14 protein-coding genes and 1 pseudogene are annotated in these 17,975 nt (G+C 43.2%); 3 read left to right on the top strand and 12 right to left on the bottom strand.

Annotated features, from left to right (window positions below):
- Positions 1-5: 5 nt before the first annotated feature.
- The 11 genes and pseudogenes from AAEY93_RS13745 to gmk form a co-directional block, all read right to left on the bottom strand.
- A complete protein-coding gene (locus tag AAEY93_RS13745) occupies positions 6-860 on the bottom strand; it encodes a lysophospholipid acyltransferase family protein (protein ID WP_124013189.1) in 855 nt (284 codons plus the stop codon).
- On the bottom strand, positions 853-1,650 hold the full coding sequence (locus tag AAEY93_RS13740) for a beta-ketoacyl synthase chain length factor (protein ID WP_124013190.1): 798 nt from the start codon (positions 1,648-1,650) through the stop codon (positions 853-855). Before AAEY93_RS13740 ends, AAEY93_RS13745 begins: the two co-directional genes overlap by 8 nt.
- A gap of 249 nt (positions 1,651-1,899) precedes the next feature.
- Positions 1,900-2,775, bottom strand: coding sequence for a DUF3014 domain-containing protein (locus AAEY93_RS13735; protein WP_351077630.1), 876 nt, complete (start codon positions 2,773-2,775; stop codon positions 1,900-1,902).
- A gap of 143 nt (positions 2,776-2,918) precedes the next feature.
- Complete coding sequence (recG, locus tag AAEY93_RS13730) at positions 2,919-4,994, bottom strand: ATP-dependent DNA helicase RecG (protein ID WP_124013192.1); 2,076 nt, start codon at positions 4,992-4,994, stop codon at positions 2,919-2,921.
- A 142-nt stretch (positions 4,995-5,136) separates the two neighbouring features.
- Positions 5,137-5,229: pseudogene (locus AAEY93_RS13725) on the bottom strand (DNA-binding response regulator); the annotation flags it as partial.
- A gap of 2 nt (positions 5,230-5,231) precedes the next feature.
- Entirely contained in the window at positions 5,232-6,161 is a 930-nt protein-coding gene (locus AAEY93_RS13720) for a calcium/sodium antiporter (protein ID WP_351077626.1), read from the bottom strand.
- A gap of 142 nt (positions 6,162-6,303) precedes the next feature.
- The gene (locus AAEY93_RS13715) at positions 6,304-7,959 is read right to left on the bottom strand and encodes an AMP-binding protein (protein ID WP_351077624.1); all 1,656 of its coding nucleotides are present in this window, start codon (positions 7,957-7,959) and stop codon (positions 6,304-6,306) included.
- 232 nt (positions 7,960-8,191) lie between these two features.
- On the bottom strand, positions 8,192-8,575 hold the full coding sequence (gene ridA, locus AAEY93_RS13710; protein WP_101033074.1) for a deaminase RidA: 384 nt from the start codon (positions 8,573-8,575) through the stop codon (positions 8,192-8,194).
- Between the two features lie 28 nt (positions 8,576-8,603).
- Positions 8,604-10,712 (bottom strand): bifunctional GTP diphosphokinase/guanosine-3',5'-bis pyrophosphate 3'-pyrophosphohydrolase, encoded by a 2,109-nt coding sequence (gene spoT, locus AAEY93_RS13705; RefSeq protein WP_101033073.1) that lies wholly within the window; start codon positions 10,710-10,712, stop codon positions 8,604-8,606.
- Positions 10,713-10,725: 13 nt separating this feature from the next.
- Positions 10,726-11,004, bottom strand: coding sequence for a DNA-directed RNA polymerase subunit omega (rpoZ, locus tag AAEY93_RS13700; RefSeq protein ID WP_011635854.1), 279 nt, complete (start codon positions 11,002-11,004; stop codon positions 10,726-10,728).
- A 61-nt stretch (positions 11,005-11,065) separates the two neighbouring features.
- Positions 11,066-11,689, bottom strand: a complete 624-nt coding sequence (gene gmk / locus AAEY93_RS13695) for a guanylate kinase (protein WP_351077619.1) — start codon at positions 11,687-11,689, stop codon at positions 11,066-11,068.
- 339 nt (positions 11,690-12,028) lie between these two features.
- On the opposite strand from gmk, the gene AAEY93_RS13690 reads away from it, so the two are divergent.
- From AAEY93_RS13690 to yjjG, 3 genes are all read left to right on the top strand, one after another.
- Positions 12,029-13,321 (top strand): DUF805 domain-containing protein, encoded by a 1,293-nt coding sequence (locus AAEY93_RS13690; RefSeq protein ID WP_124013196.1) that lies wholly within the window; start codon positions 12,029-12,031, stop codon positions 13,319-13,321.
- Between the two features lie 76 nt (positions 13,322-13,397).
- The gene (locus AAEY93_RS13685) at positions 13,398-14,468 is read left to right on the top strand and encodes an aminoglycoside phosphotransferase family protein (protein ID WP_124013197.1); all 1,071 of its coding nucleotides are present in this window, start codon (positions 13,398-13,400) and stop codon (positions 14,466-14,468) included.
- Between the two features lie 45 nt (positions 14,469-14,513).
- On the top strand, positions 14,514-15,215 hold the full coding sequence (gene yjjG / locus AAEY93_RS13680) for a pyrimidine 5'-nucleotidase (protein ID WP_351077614.1): 702 nt from the start codon (positions 14,514-14,516) through the stop codon (positions 15,213-15,215).
- A 69-nt stretch (positions 15,216-15,284) separates the two neighbouring features.
- On the opposite strand, the gene AAEY93_RS13675 is transcribed toward yjjG, so the two are convergent.
- Positions 15,285-17,870 (bottom strand): penicillin-binding protein 1A, encoded by a 2,586-nt coding sequence (locus AAEY93_RS13675; protein ID WP_124013199.1) that lies wholly within the window; start codon positions 17,868-17,870, stop codon positions 15,285-15,287.
- Positions 17,871-17,975: the final 105 nt, after the last annotated feature.

Genomic DNA, 17,975 nt, shown 5'->3' with positions numbered 1-17,975 from the left:
GGCTATCAATGTGACTTGATAGGCTGTTTAAGTGTATCAAGGTAAAACTGCTGCAAGTCGCGCGTCAGCTGTCGAGCCATTTTGGCTTCATTACCTTGTTTAACATCATACAGCAGGTATGACATGCTTGTGCCTATTTCTACTGACATATTGATGGTTTGCCGTGGAATTTGGTACCAAGCTTGTTGCTTGGTCAACCCTGCAACATCAGTACGTAATACCACAGGTAAAATATCTGTTTGGGTGCGTAGCGCAATATTGGCGGCCCCGCGAGCAAAAGGATTAACGATATTACCGGTTAATGTTCGCGTACCTTCAGGGAAAATAATTAAATTGGTATCGGTTTGCAACACTTGTAAGCAGTCATCTAGTAGCCAATCAGCGCCACGATTTGGAATATAACCGGCACTGGCGAGTACGCCGCGAATAAATGGATTACGCCATAAGCCTTGTTTTACAATACAACCCGCATTCGGCATAAGACTAATTAATACTACCACATCCACTAATGTTGGGTGATTGGCGATGACAATCTGCCCCTTTGCTTGCTGTAGTGTTTCGATATTCTTAGTGTTAACTGTAATCACCCCAGCAAAACTGAGCATGGCGACCAATGCTCTAAACATCCCGCTGACTAATCTTTGTACCCGTGCAACCCGCAGCTCTGGCTTAGTGGGCCAAAGTTGTAATATGGGTAAAATAGTTAATGAGCAGAGCAGTCCACCTAAACCAAAAGCAATATAACAAAGCACACCGCCAATCCAGCGAGGTACATAACGACATCCGCGCAGTTTCGGCGCGGCGGATTTTTTTTGCTCAATAGCATCAGCATGTTGTGGTTTGTGTGGTTGATTAGTCATGATGTTCAAGTGACCAATACCAATGGCACAGTTTACCCTGGATATTCTTTGCACTGGCAATATGATGGATTAACTCGCTCAAGCTGATGTTGTCTTGGTGTTTTTGGTTGTCAAGAGGGCCTAATCCGAGTGGATGATCAGACAGGCGTAGAGTCGTCCGTTGAGGCATTGTTTGATGTAATTCGGGTGCTATAGCCTGCTTTTCAGCTCGGTGGGCGATGTTATTGAGTGGTGCAAGGTACAAACCGAATGCCAGAGGAAGTTCGACCTCGTGAATAAATTCACTGTATACCGGTGGAACCGGATCGTCACCAAAGACAACCAATACTGGCGATGGGGATTGTGCTAATTGAGCGTAGGCTTCAATGAGTGCTTGTGTGAGGGTTTGCTCACCCGCAGCAATGGATGTAGACGTCGTAGTATTATCATTCACAATACCAAAAATACCACTGGCAGTATTGTGCACTGATTGACTAAAAGCCATTGGTGATAAAGCTTGCTGCTGGGCAATATCCTTAAGTAAGCCTAAGGTTCTGGTAAGTTCACCATGACGAGATGCAAAAATACTACGGCAATGCATATCGGGTTGGCATTGGTATGCCGCGGTTAGCATCATTTTGGTTAAGCGACTAAAGCGCCGACGTTGCATGGCAGGAATGTGTGCTAATGCTGGTGAGTCAGATTTTGGCGACAAGTCGCCATTAGGCTGTTGCCATTGCTGCCAACGTTCTGTTGTCTGAAAGTCCGCAGACCATGCACCCCATGATAGAAGATCAAATACTAATTGCACTACATTCCCTCTATAACTGCCTAGCTATCCTTATCTAATTGTTAATAATAATCATGCCAATAATGAATATTCGTTAACCTTGCCGATTGTACACTGAAGTGAATGTAGATAAGAAGTCGTGTGGACGAAAAAGGCTAATAGCAGAGGGTTTATTGAACAAAGTGATTGTGCAATAAAAAAGCGCGACGGTAAACGTCGCGCTGATTGCTTATAGCCTAATAAAATAGCTTTACCGCTTGATGTAATAGCTTATTGGCTCGGAAAGCTTTGTTGTAGTTTCTTGACTGCTGCTTTGATTTTACGAGCGTTTTCTGGCCCCATGCGGATCAACAGTTTTTGTGCATTGGGTAATGCCTCAAGATTGGGATCGACATATTTATAGTTAACACTGATCGATGATAATTCAATAGGATCTTCAATAATGGGCGCATCAGCAACCATGCTGAAAACCTGCTGCATTCGCGTATCAAAGTCAATGTTACTGTAACCTAGTTCAGTAAAAGCTTCGGCAAATAATGGCTTTAACTCATTGTAAGTACTGATTAAATCTTTATCACTCAGCTCCTCTATAAAATTAGCGTATAAATCATATCTATGATAACTGTCTGGATTAAGATAGATTTTGTTGGTTATTTCGCTCACGGTAAATTTTGTATCGGGGCCTTTTAACGGGCTCGCTTTACGCACCATATTGCCTTGGGCTAAGTTATCGACAAATACCACAAATTGGCGGGCAATGTCTTTTTTCAAGATCATTGGCGCAATTTTCATGCCGTTAGCAATGGCTAATGTTTTTGCTTCTACAAAATCATCAGACTCATCTAAGGTGGGGAGTGGCTCTATCGTTGCGGCAGCGGATTCTCCAGTGGGCACTACATCATCTGTTGTGGCAATGCTTTCTGGTTCTTCAATAGGCGTTTGCTCTATTGGCGTCTCAGGAACTGATTCTGGCAGTTCAACTGGGGTGATAACAACGGGTTCAAATTCATCAGTGTCATCACTGGTAAAATAGAAATAACTGCTTGCGCCTAACAATGCAATCACCGCGATAGCGATTAACATCTTGTTAGACCCTGGCTTTTCAGAACCTGGAGGGGTAATTCGGTCTTCTTCATTAACTTGCATTTCAATTCCTTGGTGTGATTGCTAATCGGTACAAATATCTAGGTGGAGTCGAAAAATTGTGCATAGTACCATTTTGCAATATTCGGCTGACTTGTCTAGTGATAACTGATGATAATGAACAATATATTACGATTAGTATTGTATTATGCTTGGACATATTGTTGTCTATCACCTATCCAGCGTTGAATGATAGCGTCTACGTTTTGTGGCACTTGCTGGTTAACGTGTACGGCTAATTTTTGAGTAGGTTCAATTAAGTGTTGATCGCGAAGTAAATCTGCGATTTTGAGATCGGCTAAACCTGTTTGTTTTGTCCCGAGCACTTCACCAGGCCCTCTAATTTCGAGATCTTTTTGGGCGATGATGAAGCCGTCGTTACTGTTTCGCAGAACACCTAAGCGTTTGGTGGCCGTTTGCGACAATGGCGCTTTATAGAGTAACACGCAATGACTGGCTACCGCGCCTCGGCCGACTCGACCTCTTAATTGGTGTAACTGCGCTAGGCCTAATCGTTCAGGATTTTCGATGATCATTAAACTGGCATTGGGTACGTCAACACCCACTTCTATGACGGTAGTGGCGACTAATAAGTTTACATCACCCGCTTTAAATTGCGCCATAATGGCCTGTTTGTCAGCGCTTTTCATTCGGCCATGGATCAAGCCTATTTTGAGTTCAGGTAATGCTATGGTGAGTTCCGCTGCAGTGTCTTCAGCAGCTTGGCATTCAAGCACTTCAGATTCTTCAATTAAGGTACATACCCAATAAGTTTGGCGATTATCATGTAATGCTGCTTGTTTGACTCGCTCAATAACGTGTTCGCGGCGGCTATCAGCAACGGCAACGGTCGTCACGGGTGTGCGCCCTGGGGGAAGTTCATCAATAATCGAGGTATCAAGATCTGCATAGGCTGTCATGGCTAAGGTGCGCGGAATTGGCGTGGCCGTCATAATTAACTGGTGCGGGTGAAAGCCTTGGCTGACGCCTTTTTCTCGTAAACCTAAGCGTTGATGAACGCCAAAACGATGTTGCTCGTCAATAATAATCAGCGCCAGTTTGTTAAATACCACCGCTTGTTGAAATATCGCATGAGTACCGATCACCATTTGGGCTGCACCAGAGGCAATGTTTTCAAGGGATTGGACTCTAGCTTTACCTTTGAGTTTGCCTGCTAACCAACCTATTTTCACTCCCAGAGGTTCAAACCATGCGGCAAAATTGCTGGCATGTTGTTCAGCGAGTAACTCGGTCGGCGCCATCATGGCTACTTGGTATCCGTTTTCAATAGCCTGCAATGCTGCAAGCGCCGCCACCAGGGTTTTTCCTGAGCCAACGTCACCTTGAACTAAACGCATCATTGGCGTTGGATGCTGAATATCTTGGCGAATTTCGGCCACTACGCGCTGTTGTGCCCCCGTTGGCTTAAAGGGCAACTGGGCTAAAAAAGGGCTTGATAATTGGCCGGTTGCAGGCATAGGCACTGCGGCATCTTGGTTACTACGTTGGCGTAGTTGCAACATACTGAGGTTATGAGCGAGCAGTTCTTCTTGTATTAACCTTTGCTGTGCCGGATGTTGACCTTGTTCTAATTCAAATGGTGACACCGAGCTGTGGGGACGATGTAAAATATGCAGCGCATCGCGAAGACTAATATTGTTTGGCTGCAGGCCATTGGGTAATAATTCTGGCAATCCACCATCATCTAACATGGTTAAGGCTTGCTCGGTCAGTTTTATCCAACTGGCTTGTTTTACCCCTTCTGTTGTCGGGTATATAGGCGTTAGTGTGTCGCTTAATGTGACTGATCCACCAGGATGGATAATTTGATATTCGGGGTGAACAATTTCTTTGTGATGATTGCCTCGACGTATTTCACCGTAAGCCCGAATGGTGGATCCATTTTCCATGGCGTTACGTTGTGCCATTGAAAAATTAAAAAAACGCAGGCTCATCATTCCGCTGTGATCGCGAACATTACACATTAGCATACGTCGCCGACCTTGCATTATTTGAGTCGACTGAATTTCGGCTTCTATGGTGCCATAACTGCCAGGAGGCAACGCGGCAATGGGATAGATTTGCGTACGGTCTTCATAACGCAGCGGTAAGTGAAACAGTACATCTTGTACTGTTTTAATACCTAACTTAGCCAGTTTTTCCGCGACCTTTTTAGCAACACCTTTAAGGTCGGTGATCGGAACAAGATCCAGTCGTAGCAAATTGTGCGCACCCCAAGTTGGTGATTAAAGATTTAAAAAAGCATTGTAATTTCAAGCTGTCAATTTCGAATCACTGTAATTATATACATATGTTTAAGGTATCTTAGCAGACTTTCAATACAAGGCAATATTAAGCCGCTAATTATAACCAACCCTTTTGTTTGGCGATTCTGGCGGCGTCAATTCGGTTGCTAGCATTGAGTTTATTAATCGCTTCTGACAAATAGTTTCGTAAAATTACCCAACCTGCATGACTAAGTAACTGGTGTAACCTAAGTAACCCGCTAGAAGCACTACACCTTCACGGCGACCAATACGTAAGCCGCTCCAAGCAAACGGTAATACCATGAAAGCAAAGATCAGCATGGCGATAAAATCGATTTGGTTAAATCCGGCAGCGGAGACAGGGTGGATTAACGCAGTCGCGCCTAAAATACCGAGCACATTGAAAATGTTTGATCCAACCACATTACCGATGGCAATGTCACTTTGACCTTTCAGTGCAGCCATCACCGAGGTGACAAGTTCTGGCATGCTGGTGCCAATCGCCACAATAGTTAAGCCGATGATGACTTCGCTAATGCCAAATTGCTTGGCTAAATCCACAGCACCATTAACAAATAATATGCCACCACCGACCAGCATAGCGATACCCATAATAATTAATGCTATTGATAACCCTGGGTGTTGAGGGCTGGCATCAAGATCAAGATCTTCGGGATTATTTTTGGCGCTGACATAACTAAACACTAAATAGCTAACAAGTGCACTGAATAAAATGGCACCGTCGATAAAGCTCACTTCACCATCAAGCAGTAAAAACCACATTAATACCGATGCGCAAATCATGATAGGGATGTCGCGCTTAACCATTTGAGATTGCACTGTAATAGGGCGAATAAGGGCGGTAATAGCTAAAATTAAGCCGATATTGACAATATTGGACCCCACCACATTACCTAAAGCAATCCCCGGGTTACCTGCTAATGCCGATTTTACACTTACCGCCAATTCAGGGGCGCTAGTACCAAATGCTACAATAGTTAAGCCAATAATCAGTGGTGCAATGCCTAAACGAAGCGCTACAGCACTGGCTCCGCGCACAAGAGCTTCTGCACCAAAGGTTAAAATGATAAAACCGCCGATAATGGTTAACGCAATGAACATGAGAGTCTCTGCCTAAGTAAGGGTGTGTAACAACATTGTTAACATTGAATAGTTGATGGGGCGTATATTGACAGAATATGTCAAAAAAATACACGCATATTGCGTGTATTTTTTTTAAGATAGTTAATCATTTAGCGGGTGATTACAATTCGTCTTCCCAACGTACTTTAGCACCGCGGACACCTTCTACTTTGGCGCTAAATGCTTTTTCCAGAACGTGACGTTTAATTTTTAACGTCGGCGTTAATACGTCGCTCTCAATGGTCCAGTCATCATTTACGATTATAATGGCATCAATATTTTCATGTGACTCAAGCTTGGGATTAATACTGTCGAGGCTCTCTTTTAATGAGGTTCTTACTTCCTCGCGCGGCTGTAATTTTGAACCTTCAGAAAGCTGCACCAAAGCGATAGGGTGCGGTAAGCCAGAACCAATAACACAAATTAGCTCAATATGTGAATCTTGAGCCAATTTACGTTCAATAGGTACCGGTGAAACATATTTGCCTTTTGAGGTTTTAAAGTTGTCTTTAACGCGGCCAGTGATGTCAATGTAACCGTCTTCGTCGATTTCACACAAATCGCCAGTGAGGAAAAAGCCGTCTTCAGTAAATGCTGCAGCGGTAGCGGCTTCTTGCAGGTAATAGCCACTCATTAAGCCTGGGCTTTTGACTAATAACTCACCTTGTTCAGTTTGACGCACTAAGCATCCTTCAACCGGACGGCCAACCGTGCCGATTTTTTTGGCATTGAATGGGTAATTGATTATCGAGTAAGCACAGTTTTCGGTCATGCCCCACGCTTCACAAATATCAATGCCGATGCTGTTATACCATTGCAGTAATGATGGTGGGATAGGCGCTGAACCTGAGCCGTTCAAGCGTGATTGGTCTAAACCCAAACCTTTTTTTATTTTACGCTTAACGATACTGCTAATAATGGGCAATTTCAGTAATGTGTTGAGTTTTTTGACGCCAATTTTATTGATGATATTTAATTGAAATACCGTCCATAAGCGCGGCACGGAGAAAAATATCGTTGGACGACAACGCTGAATATCATCAACAAATGAGTCGAGGCTTTCTACAAAAGAAATCGTTGCTCCAGAATAGAATGATGAACCTTCTATCGCCACACGTTCAGTAATGTGTGCCAGAGGTAAGTAAGATAATAGTCGGTCAGTCGTATTGGTTTGTAAATCATGAATGACCGCTTCACAGGCCCAGCAATAGCTGGTAAAGGTTTGTATCACGCCTTTGGGTTTGCCGGTTGACCCCGAAGTATAAATGAGCGTCATGACTTGATCAGCCGTTGGCAGCTGCTCGTCAACAAGCGGCTGACCCAGCGTTAACAGTTGCTGCCAATGATATTGAGCTGGCATAGTGTCATAAGGCATGGCTAAGCGGAGAATGTCACCGCCCACAGCCGCTTCTTGTTCAGCCCAATGATCGAGCTTGCCGGTAAAGATGGCTTTGGCACCGCTATGTTCAAGTATATAGCGAATGGTTTCAGCATTCGCGGTTGGATAAACCGGTACACTAATGTAACCACCGTACATTAATGCTAAATCGACAATAAACCACTCGGCGCAGTTTTTAGACAGTACAGCAACCTTGTCGCCACGTTCTAGACCTAAATGACGCAGTGAACCTGCAATTTGTTGCATTTTTTGTTGAACTTCACGCCAGGTGAAATCCACATACTTACCGTCAATTGGCTGGCGAAGGTAAACTTTATCGCCTTGTGTATCAACCCAATGAGACAACATCTCAACCGGCGTTTTAATTAAATTTTCCATAGACGCTTCCATAGTTCTTTATTGTTATTGTGGGTCTTTATAAACTTATTATGGCTATTTTTGTGCGCTGGCGCAAACAATTGCACACTATGTGTGCAAGGTAACATTATCAACACGTTAGCAGGATCTGCTGAATTAACAATAGGTATTGAGTAAATACTCTACAATAGGGGGCCCACAGATAATAAAAAAGGCGCTCTAGGCGCCTTTAAACAATATTATACCGTTGGGCTTAGATTTCCATTATTCCGTCCATTTCAACCAATGACCCTTTTGGTAACGCTTTGATGCCAATAGCGGCACGAGCAGGGTAAGGCTGTTGAAAATAACGGCTCATAATTTCATTAACTGTGGCGAAATGAGACAGATCGGTCAGGAAGATATTTAACTTAACGATATCACTCATTTTTCCGCCTGCAGCTTCGCATACCGCAGATAAATTTTCGAAAACTTGCACGACTTGTTCAGCAAAATCATCGCTTACCATGGTCATGGTTTTTGGATCTAATGGAATTTGACCTGAAAGATAAACGGTACTGCCGACTTTAACGGCTTGTGAGTAAGTGCCAATTGCTTGTGGGGCTTTGTCGGTTGCGATGATAATTTTTTCAGCCATGTTGTGTTCTCTTTATTGTGATCAGTGACTAGCGATTACGCGAGGTGCGTAATACTTCAGGTAAAACGCGTATCCTGCGCATTACGTTGGCAAGATGGACACGATCTTTAACTGAAATACGTAAATTAATCAAATACACTCGGCCATCACGTTCTTCAGTGCTGAGATTGTGAATATTTGACCCAGCTGAAGCGATAATCGAGGTGATTTTAGCCAGCGCACCTTGATGGTTAACAATTTCGACGCGCAGATTAGCTTGGTACTCTGCGCCTTCTACGTTGTCCCAATGCACTGATATGTACTTATCAGGCTCGCCTTGATAGCCACGAATATTGGCACAGCTTTCCATGTGAACCACTAAACCTTTGCCTGGACTCACATGGGCAATGACGGCATCGCCAGGGATAGGGCGACAACAATTAGCGTAGGTCACCAACATACCTTCAGCGCCACGAATTGGCATCTGCAAGGTTTCTTTATTATGATCGTGAGCGTCTAGCTGTTGGCCTAATAAACGTTGGGCAATCACAATACTCATGGCATTACCTAAGCCAATATCGGCCAGTAATGAGTCCAGCGAAGTATGTTTGGTTTCTTTAATCACTTTTTCAAGTAAATCGGCTGGAATATTCTCAAGTTTAGTATCACCCAAGGCATGGTTTAACAAACGCTTACCTAATGCAATGGCGTTATCACCTTTAAGGCTCTTCAATACTTGCCTAATTTTACCACGAGCTTTACCGGTGACCACAAAGTTTAACCATGCAGCATTAGGACGAGCGCCTTTAGCTGTAATAATTTCAACCGTTTGCCCAGAGATCAGTGGCTGGCTCAGAGGATAAGCTTGGCGATTGACTCTCGCTCCCACGCAGGTATTACCCACATCAGTATGCACTTCGTAGGCAAAGTCGACAGCTGTGGCATTAACCGGCAATTCTAAAATACGGCCTTCTGGGGTAAACACATAAATTTCTTCAGGAAATAGCTCTGTTTTAACGTTTTCAACAAATTCAAATGAGCTGCTGGCGCTTTGCTGCAATTCCAGCAAACTTTGCATCCATCGGTGAGCACGAACTTGAGAGGTACTTTGCTGAGCCGAATCAATCTTATTTTTATACATCCAATGTGCAGCGACACCTTTGTCGGCCATTTGATCCATTTCTTCAGTGCGAATTTGCACTTCAACAGGAACCGCATGAGGACCAAATAATGATGTGTGCAATGATTGATAACCGTTGGCTTTTGGAATAGCGATATAATCTTTAAAACGTCCAGGGCGCGGCTTGTATAATCCGTGCATAGCGCCTAAAACGCGATAACAGGTATCGATAGAGTCAACAATAACGCGGAACGCATAGATATCCATGACCTCTTGAAATTGCAGTTCTTTACTGCGCATTTTTCGATAAATCGAGTAGAGGTTTTTTTCACGGCCTTTAACTTTTGTGGGTATTCCAGCCTCTTCAAGGCGTTTTTCAATAGCAACTTCAATACTATTAATCAGTTCTTTACGATTACCCCTGGCCGCTTTGACAACATCGCGGATCACTCTATGGCGCATAGGGTAATAGGCTTGAAAACCTAAGTCTTCAAGTTCGATTTTGATATTGTGAATACCTAATCGATTAGCAATTGGGGCGTAGATTTCTAGGGTTTCACGAGCAATACGACGGCGTTTATCAGGGCGAAGTGCGCCTAAAGTACGCATGTTGTGGGTTCGATCAGCCAATTTGATGAGGATCACTCGAATATCTTGAGTCATTGCCATCATCATTTTACGGAAGTTTTCCGCTTGGGCTTCTTTTCTATCACGAAACTTGATTTTATCAAGCTTTGATACACCTTCCACGAGTTCTGCAACAGCAACACCAAATAACTCAGAGAGTTCTTCTTTGGTGACAGGTGTATCTTCGATGGTGTCATGAAGTAAGGCAGCCATAAGCGACTCATGATCGAGACGCATGTCTGCCAAGATGCGGCTAACCGCAACGGGATGGGTAATGTAAGGCTCGCCACTTGTGCGCATTTGCCCTTCGTGGGCATCACGCGCAACCAAATAGGCCTGCTTGAGTAATTCTACTTGATCCGGCTCTAAATAGCTGGATGCTGACTCTTTTAGACCTTCAAACAGATACAAGTGGCGCTACTCCTTATAAAACGCGGCCTTCTGCAATGGCTGCGACAGCGGCAATTTCAGCTGCTTCACGTTCACGAACAGTTTGGCGCTCATCAGCATCTAAAGTATTTGAGGTGACTAAACCTAATTCGATTTCACGTAATGCGACAACCGTTGGTTTATCATTCATCTCATCAACCATAGGTTCTTTACCTTGGACGGCGATTTGGCGTGCACGACGCGCTGCAACCAGGATCATATCAAAACGGTTGCCGATTTTGTTTACGGCGTCTTCTACAGTTACGCGAGCCATGTGTTGAAACTCCAGTGTTATCTATTGGGAAAAAAGGACGCAAAATTGTACACTATGACAATTAATCTGCCAAGAGATCAGTAATCATATCATTGTGGGCATACTGCTGACTAGCACAGGTTAATCGTTGACTGCGGATAATGGCGCTTAAATCGACCAATGCGTCATCAAAATCATCATTTACAATCACAAAGTCATATTGAGCGTAATGTGACATTTCAGAAACGGCTTGTGCCATACGTGAATCAATCACTTGTTGATTGTCTTGGCCTCGACCGGTTAAACGGCGTTCAAGCTCGGACTTAGACGGCGGTAAAATAAACACCCCTAATGCCGTTTTCATCAATTTTTTAACTTGCTCTGCGCCTTGCCAATCAATATCAAGAAATACATCGATACCTTTATCTAAGGTTTGTTCGATGACGCGCTTGGAGGTGCCATAAAAATTGCCAAAGACTTCGGCCCATTCAAGAAAGGCATTTTGGGCAATTAATGCTTTAAATTGCTCAATAGACACGAAATGATAATGCTGTCCATCGACTTCGCCAAGGCGAGGTTTACGGGTCGTATGTGACACAGAAACCTGTTTATCGCTGGGTTTATCTTTTAATAGTGCTGATATAAGTGATGATTTACCTGCGCCACTAGGGGCTGACACAATAAAAAGATTTCCACGAGTGCTCATAAATAAGGTTGCTCATCCGATTATTCATTAAGAAAGCTTAACATTATACTCGTTAACGGTAGGGTTATGCTAGCGCAATCATAGAGATTGCTGATGAGTCTTATCGCGATAAGATGGATAAAAGTGACTTGCAAAAGTAGGAATAAAAAAGTAAACCAAAATCTAGCTTGGGTCTGGCTTTATAAGATAAATTCTGTAGGCTTTGGGCTATTAATAGCGGTTGTCGATTTTGATGATAACAACAATCCTTTAACCTTGTAATAGCGGTGTAGAATCACCGACGATTTCTGTTATGTAGCCAGCTGTTTTGATTTTTTTGTAAATTAATAGGAATGATTGATGTTTGTAAAACCCCTACTGTGCCGAGATGGTCGTGACACAGGCTTAAGGTTAATGATAATTATATTAGCAGCATTTTTGTTGTTAACTGTCGCTGCTATCGTATTCCCGGCGAGTGTAATTAATTGGGTTGTGACGCTAACGATAATGCCTATTGTTGGTTTGTCTGCTGTTCGTCGCCTAAATGACGTCAATAAATCGATTAAATTGGCGATGGTTTGTGTCGTTCCTGTGGGCCTTTTTGGCATATTGACTTACTTTATGGCGCCTTTGGGCGCACTCGCAGGAGTGTTTTTGTTTGGCCTAGCTTGTGGTGGCTATTTGGCCTTTATGCCGGCTAAAAGTAAGATTAATTATGTGCAAGGCTATAATGGACCCAGTATGGTGCCAGTATCTTTTGCGGGCTCGGTACATCACCGACAAGAACCGGTAATGAAAAGGCGGGTTATGCCTGTTCATACTATGCCAGAGAGTACATTTTCATCAACAGAGATAACGGATGATGAAGTGAACTTTACGGGTTCGGTTGAGCCAGATTCTTTCGAGACAGAAAAATATCAATTAAATGATGATGTGGTGCAGCAGGCAAGTTCCGAGCAAACTGACGCACACATGGACCATGACGTTGATGAGAAAATGGAGGATGATCAAGTCAGATCATTTTCTACATCATCTGCTCGCAGTAATCAGCCTCTTTATGTTGATCAGGATGCATTGCATTCAGGGTCGATTACCGAGCTTGCAAAATCTTGGCTTAATGTGGCCAAGTTACATCAGCAAAAGCTTATTTTAATCGGAAAAATTACTGCTGCCATTGTCGCTGCCGGTTTGGTTGTATATTTAGTTTCCGCCTTGATCAGTGTTTTTTCTGGCGAGGCGACAGAACAAACTGACCATGCTGATGAGATGATCAATCAACAACAAGCCAGTAGTCGACAAATGATTAAACTGCCGGATGGGTTTTGGTTAGTACTAGACGGCGATGTTCTGATTGTACGCTGGTTAGGGGATCGCGGTGATGCTAGACGCTTGTGGCATTTAGCCAGCGCCATAGGCGATAAAACCTGCGCCAACCTTGAATTTAATGATGGTAGTCGTTATCGACCACTCACGGTTGATCGGTTACAGGACAGTGCCACTGAAGCCAGATTTACGCCGCTGGATAAAGATGCCATTGTCAATAATGTCGCGCTTAAAGGTAGCTTTAAGTTGTGTGGTTATGAATTTAGCTTAAAGGGCAGCCAAGCAACATTAATGCAAAACCCTCAATTTGAAATGATACTAAGCCAGTAACCATTAGGGAGATAATCAGACAGTAGAGCTCTGTCGGTTATCTTTGGCTATGATAAAGATGAGTTTGGAGTTGTGATTGGTTAATTTTATCCGCAAAAATGTATTGTCTCAGTTTGGTTTTAGGGGCGAGCATAGTACGCTTCATCCACTGGGTAATGGCCATATTAATCAGACTTTTTTGGTGAATGATAACGCTAAAACGATGGTCTTGCAGCGTATCAACACCCAAATATTTACCGATCCTAAGGTGATGATTCAAAATGCCAGCAATATTAGTCAGCATTTACTCACTAAGCGTCAACAGCAGCAATATCCATTGCAAGTGGTGAGTCCAATAGCCACCGTTTCAGGTGCACTTTACTTAGATTTAGGTGAGCAAGGGTTTTGGCGAGCAATAGATTACTTGCCCCATAGCGATACGATTGAAGTGGTTGATACTCCCGAACAAGCCATGCTGGCCGCCGCAGCTTTTGGCCATTTTGCCGCGGCGTTGAGTGATTTAACCCCCAATGACATTATCGATGTTATTCCCAACTTTTTGAATTTACCCCAGCGTATCACTCAATTGCATGATGCAATGGTTAATGATGTCAACGGTCGATTAGTCCAGTGTAAAAAATGGCCGGACTTGTGCTTAGCACAAACGGATTTATTAGCAGAATTAGTACAATATGAAGCTGCCTTACCGCTAAGGATTTGTCACAATGATACTAAAATCAATAATATGCTGTTTGATAGTCGAGATATGTCTAGTCTGGCTATTATTGATTTAGATACCTGCATGAAAGGGTATTTGATGTATGACTTTGGTGATATGGTGCGGGCTTTTTGTTCCCCTGAGCCGGAAGACTCGACTGACTTAGGCAATGTGTATGCACGACCTGAGATCATTATTGCTGCGGCAAACGCGTATATAGCGTCTCTCGCTGGCATCATTACCCCGCTTGAAAAGCGCAGTTTATGGCTAGGAACTAAAGTGATGCCGTTAATGCTTGGGGTACGATTTTTAACTGATTATTTAAATGGTGATGTTTATTTTGGGATCAAGCACCAAAACCATAATCTTGATCGCGCGATAAATCAGCTAACTATTTATCAAAGTCTACTGAGGCAAGAAGCTGCGTTAAAGTCATTATTTAACGCTTAGCTGCCATAGTTAACCATTTATTTGAACGAAATAAGGATCTCATTGATGTTAAATATGCTCAATAAATATAAATGGATTTTATTTGATGCTGACGAAACGTTATTTCATTTCGATGATTTTGCGGGATTGAAATTAATGTTCTCTCGATTTAATATTGATTTTAACACCGAAAACTTTGCTGTTTATCAGCAGGTCAACAAACCACTATGGGTTGAATACCAAAATGGTGTAATTAGTGCTGTGCATTTACAACACACTCGGTTTCATGACTGGGCGACAAAGTTGTCTGTTACCCCGCAACATCTAAACAGTCAATTTCTGGCGGCAATGGCCGATATTTGTCAGCCATTACCCGGTGCCCGGGAATTGATTGACTCATTAAATGGTAGGGTCAAGCTTGGTATCATTACTAATGGTTTTACCGAGTTACAAAATATCCGCTTGAGTCGCACAGGCTTTCAAGGTGCCTTTAATCCTGTGGTTATCTCTGAACAACTGGGTAAAGCAAAACCTGATGTGGCTATTTTTCATCATGCGTTTGGCTTAATGGGGGAGCCGGAGAAGCATCAAGTACTCATGGTCGGTGATAACCTACATTCTGATATTTTAGGCGGTATCAATGCCGGTATCGACACCTGTTGGTTAAATCATCATGATGCACCTGTGACTAATAATATATCTCCAAGCTATCAGGTCCGTAATTTAGCTGAACTACATCAATTATTGCTGCCCGATGCCACTCAATAGTTGGTCAGTTCAGACATAAAAAAGCCATTCGACTGAATGGCTTTTTTTATCCGCTTATTTTAAAGGGTGTTATTGAAATAAATCTTCAGCAACATTGTCGATAAAGATATCACCACTTTGAGGTGTTTCGGTGACATATTCTTTGGGTTCTGTACCTTCAACAAAATACTCAAACTGTGTGGTGTGGTCTGTCTTACGTGTTAATTTACCCGTGGCTAAATCAATACGTGCAGAGACAATCCCCTTCGGTGGAATAACCGGCGCTTCCGGGCTACCCGCGAGGGCTTTATTCATAAAGTCATTCCAGCCAGGACCTGCGGTTTTCGCCCCAGCTTCACCACCCGATATTTGATCGGGGTCGCCATTGGCCACCCAGCTTGAGCGACCGAGTTGACGACCAAAATCATCAAAACCAACCCAGAAGGTCGCGGTAAGTGTAGGATTAAAACCACTGAACCAAGTATCTCGAGACTCGTTAGTTGTTCCTGTTTTACCCGCAATATCATGACGTCTAATTAATTTAGACGCTCGCCATGCTGTACCATTCCATCCCGTACCTTGGCTCCAGTCACCGCCGCCCCAAATAACGCTCTTTAACGCTTCAGTGATCAAAAATGCCGTTTGTTCAGAAATGATCCGCTTAGCAAAGCGAGCTTGTGGGTTACTGCAAATATTTTGTTCAGCAGTCAGTAAATCGACCTCAGTTTCTTCGTCTAATGTATCTGCTGATAGGCCTACTGCTTGTTGAGATAGCTCTTCAGCCATCGCAGCAAATGGGTCATCAATAGCCACAGGTTCTACAACAGAGGGCTCTGGTTTACTGCATGCAATAGTCGGTATGGTTTGTTCAATAATGTTGTCGTATGAGTCGGTCACGTGATCGATATAATAAGATTCAACTAAATAACCGCCATTAGCAAAGCTATTAAATGCCGTGGCAACTTGTAATGGTGTCACTGACGGCGACCCTAACGCTAACGATTCATTTCGTGGTAAATCACTCGGATCAAAACCAAACTTCACCAGCTCTTTTATGGTGTCGTCTAAACCGGTATGTCGCATCGCTCTGACCGACATAACGTTAATCGACTGAGCTAAGCCGACACGTAAGCGTGTTGGTCCACCATAAACATCGGGTGAGTTTTTAGGGCGCCACGCTGTGCCCTGACGGGTATCAGGTTTGTTAATCGGTGCATTATTAATGAGCGTCGCCAAGGTGTAGTCTTTTTCTAATGCCGCAGCATAAATAAAAGGCTTAATATTGGAACCTAATTGGCGTTTAGCTTGGGTTACCCGATTGAATTGACTTTTGCGAAAGCTAAATCCACCCACGAGGGTTTTGATTGCGCCGTCATGAGGTTCAAGTGAGACGGTTGCACTCGATACTATTGGGATTTGTGACAATTGCCAATGCTTACCATTATGGCGGATCCACACTTGTTGGCCGGCGGTGAGTATATCGGCTGCTTGCTTTGGTGGTAAGGTTTGACGTTTATCTGAGATAAACTTACGAGCCCATTTTAAGCCTTTCCATTCAAGTGTAATCAGTTCGCCTTTGTCATCTATCACCTGTGCTTGTTGATCTTTTACGCTCAGCACTGCTGCAGGCATAATGCTTTGCATCGAAGATGTGCGTTTTAAAATAGCGACAATCTCATCGTTATTTAGCGGCGTATCCGTCCATAATTCCGTAACCGGACCACGGTAACCATGGCGTTGGTCATAAGCAAAAACGTTATCTCTTAATGACTCTTGAGCCATCAATTGTAAATCCGATGATATTGTAGTGTAGACATTGTAACCGTTGGTATAGGCTGCTTCTTCACCGTATTTTTGGGTCATGTAATCACGCGCCATTTCCGAAATATACGGAGCGTATAAATCAATTTCAGCACCATGGTATTTTGCGCTAGAAGGGCTATTGATTGCCGCTTGATATTCTGCTTGAGTAATATTGCGTTTCTCAAGCATACGGCTTAATACCCAGTTACGACGTGATATGGCTCGTTCTTGGTTTCTAACGGGATTGGCTGCAGATGGGGCTTGAGGTAGACCCGCAATCATTGCCATCTCTGGCAGTGTAAGCTGACTAAGTTCTTTGCCATAATAGACTTGAGCAGCAGCACCCACACCATAGGCGCGGTTGCCTAAGAAAGAGCGATTTAAATAAAGCGTTAAAATTTCTTTTTTGGATAGCGCCTTTTCAATTTTTAGCGCGAGGAATATTTCTTTGATTTTACGAATGTATGTTTTTTCGTTGGTTAAGAAAAATCCTCGGGCAACCTGTTGGGTAATCGTACTTGCCCCTTGACTCTTCTCACCTGTCGTTATCAAGATGATTGCTGCGCGGATAATACCAATCGGATCAATACCGTTATGCTCAAAAAAACGTGCATCTTCGGTGTCGAGTACCGCATTGATTAACTGAACGGGCACCTCTTCATACTCTACAGGTATGCGGCGTTTCTCACCAAATTGAGAAATAAGTTTGCCATCGCGGCTATAAATACGCAGCGGAGTTTGTAATTGTACCGTCTTTAGCGAATTAACATCGGGTAAATCAGGCAACACATAAAAGTAAGCGGCTGCTATAGCAGCAACTCCCAGTAGTGATAGGCTAAAAAATGCAATTAATAAACGTTTAAACCATTTCACTCGATAATTCCAGAAAATTACAAATAGTGGCGCTAGTATATAAGCGGGAGAGTTTTTGGTGAAGTAAAACATGAAATAAGTAAATAGTATTTGTAAAATGTTGAA

It is taken from the genome of Shewanella sp. CAL98-MNA-CIBAN-0140, assembly GCF_040309905.1.
GTDB classification, from domain to species: domain Bacteria; phylum Pseudomonadota; class Gammaproteobacteria; order Enterobacterales; family Shewanellaceae; genus Shewanella; species Shewanella psychromarinicola.
Note: the sequence above shows the minus strand (reverse complement) of the source record. Positions and strands in the feature narration are given on the sequence as shown.

What these genes read in the sequence shown, in the direction of transcription:
- AAEY93_RS13745 (WP_124013189.1), bottom strand. Translation starts at nt 860, where the DNA reads ATGACTAATCAACCACACAAACCACAACATGCTGATGCTATTGAGCAA.
- AAEY93_RS13735 (WP_351077630.1), bottom strand. Translation starts at nt 2,775, where the DNA reads ATGCAAGTTAATGAAGAAGACCGAATTACCCCTCCAGGTTCTGAAAAG.
- AAEY93_RS13720 (WP_351077626.1), bottom strand. Translation starts at nt 6,161, where the DNA reads ATGTTCATTGCGTTAACCATTATCGGCGGTTTTATCATTTTAACCTTT.
- AAEY93_RS13715 (WP_351077624.1), bottom strand. Translation starts at nt 7,959, where the DNA reads ATGGAAAATTTAATTAAAACGCCGGTTGAGATGTTGTCTCATTGGGTT.
- ridA (WP_101033074.1), bottom strand. Translation starts at nt 8,575, where the DNA reads ATGGCTGAAAAAATTATCATCGCAACCGACAAAGCCCCACAAGCAATT.
- rpoZ (WP_011635854.1), bottom strand. Translation starts at nt 11,004, where the DNA reads ATGGCTCGCGTAACTGTAGAAGACGCCGTAAACAAAATCGGCAACCGT.
- gmk (WP_351077619.1), bottom strand. Translation starts at nt 11,689, where the DNA reads ATGAGCACTCGTGGAAATCTTTTTATTGTGTCAGCCCCTAGTGGCGCA.
- AAEY93_RS13690 (WP_124013196.1), top strand. Translation starts at nt 12,029, where the DNA reads ATGTTTGTAAAACCCCTACTGTGCCGAGATGGTCGTGACACAGGCTTA.
- yjjG (WP_351077614.1), top strand. Translation starts at nt 14,514, where the DNA reads ATGTTAAATATGCTCAATAAATATAAATGGATTTTATTTGATGCTGAC.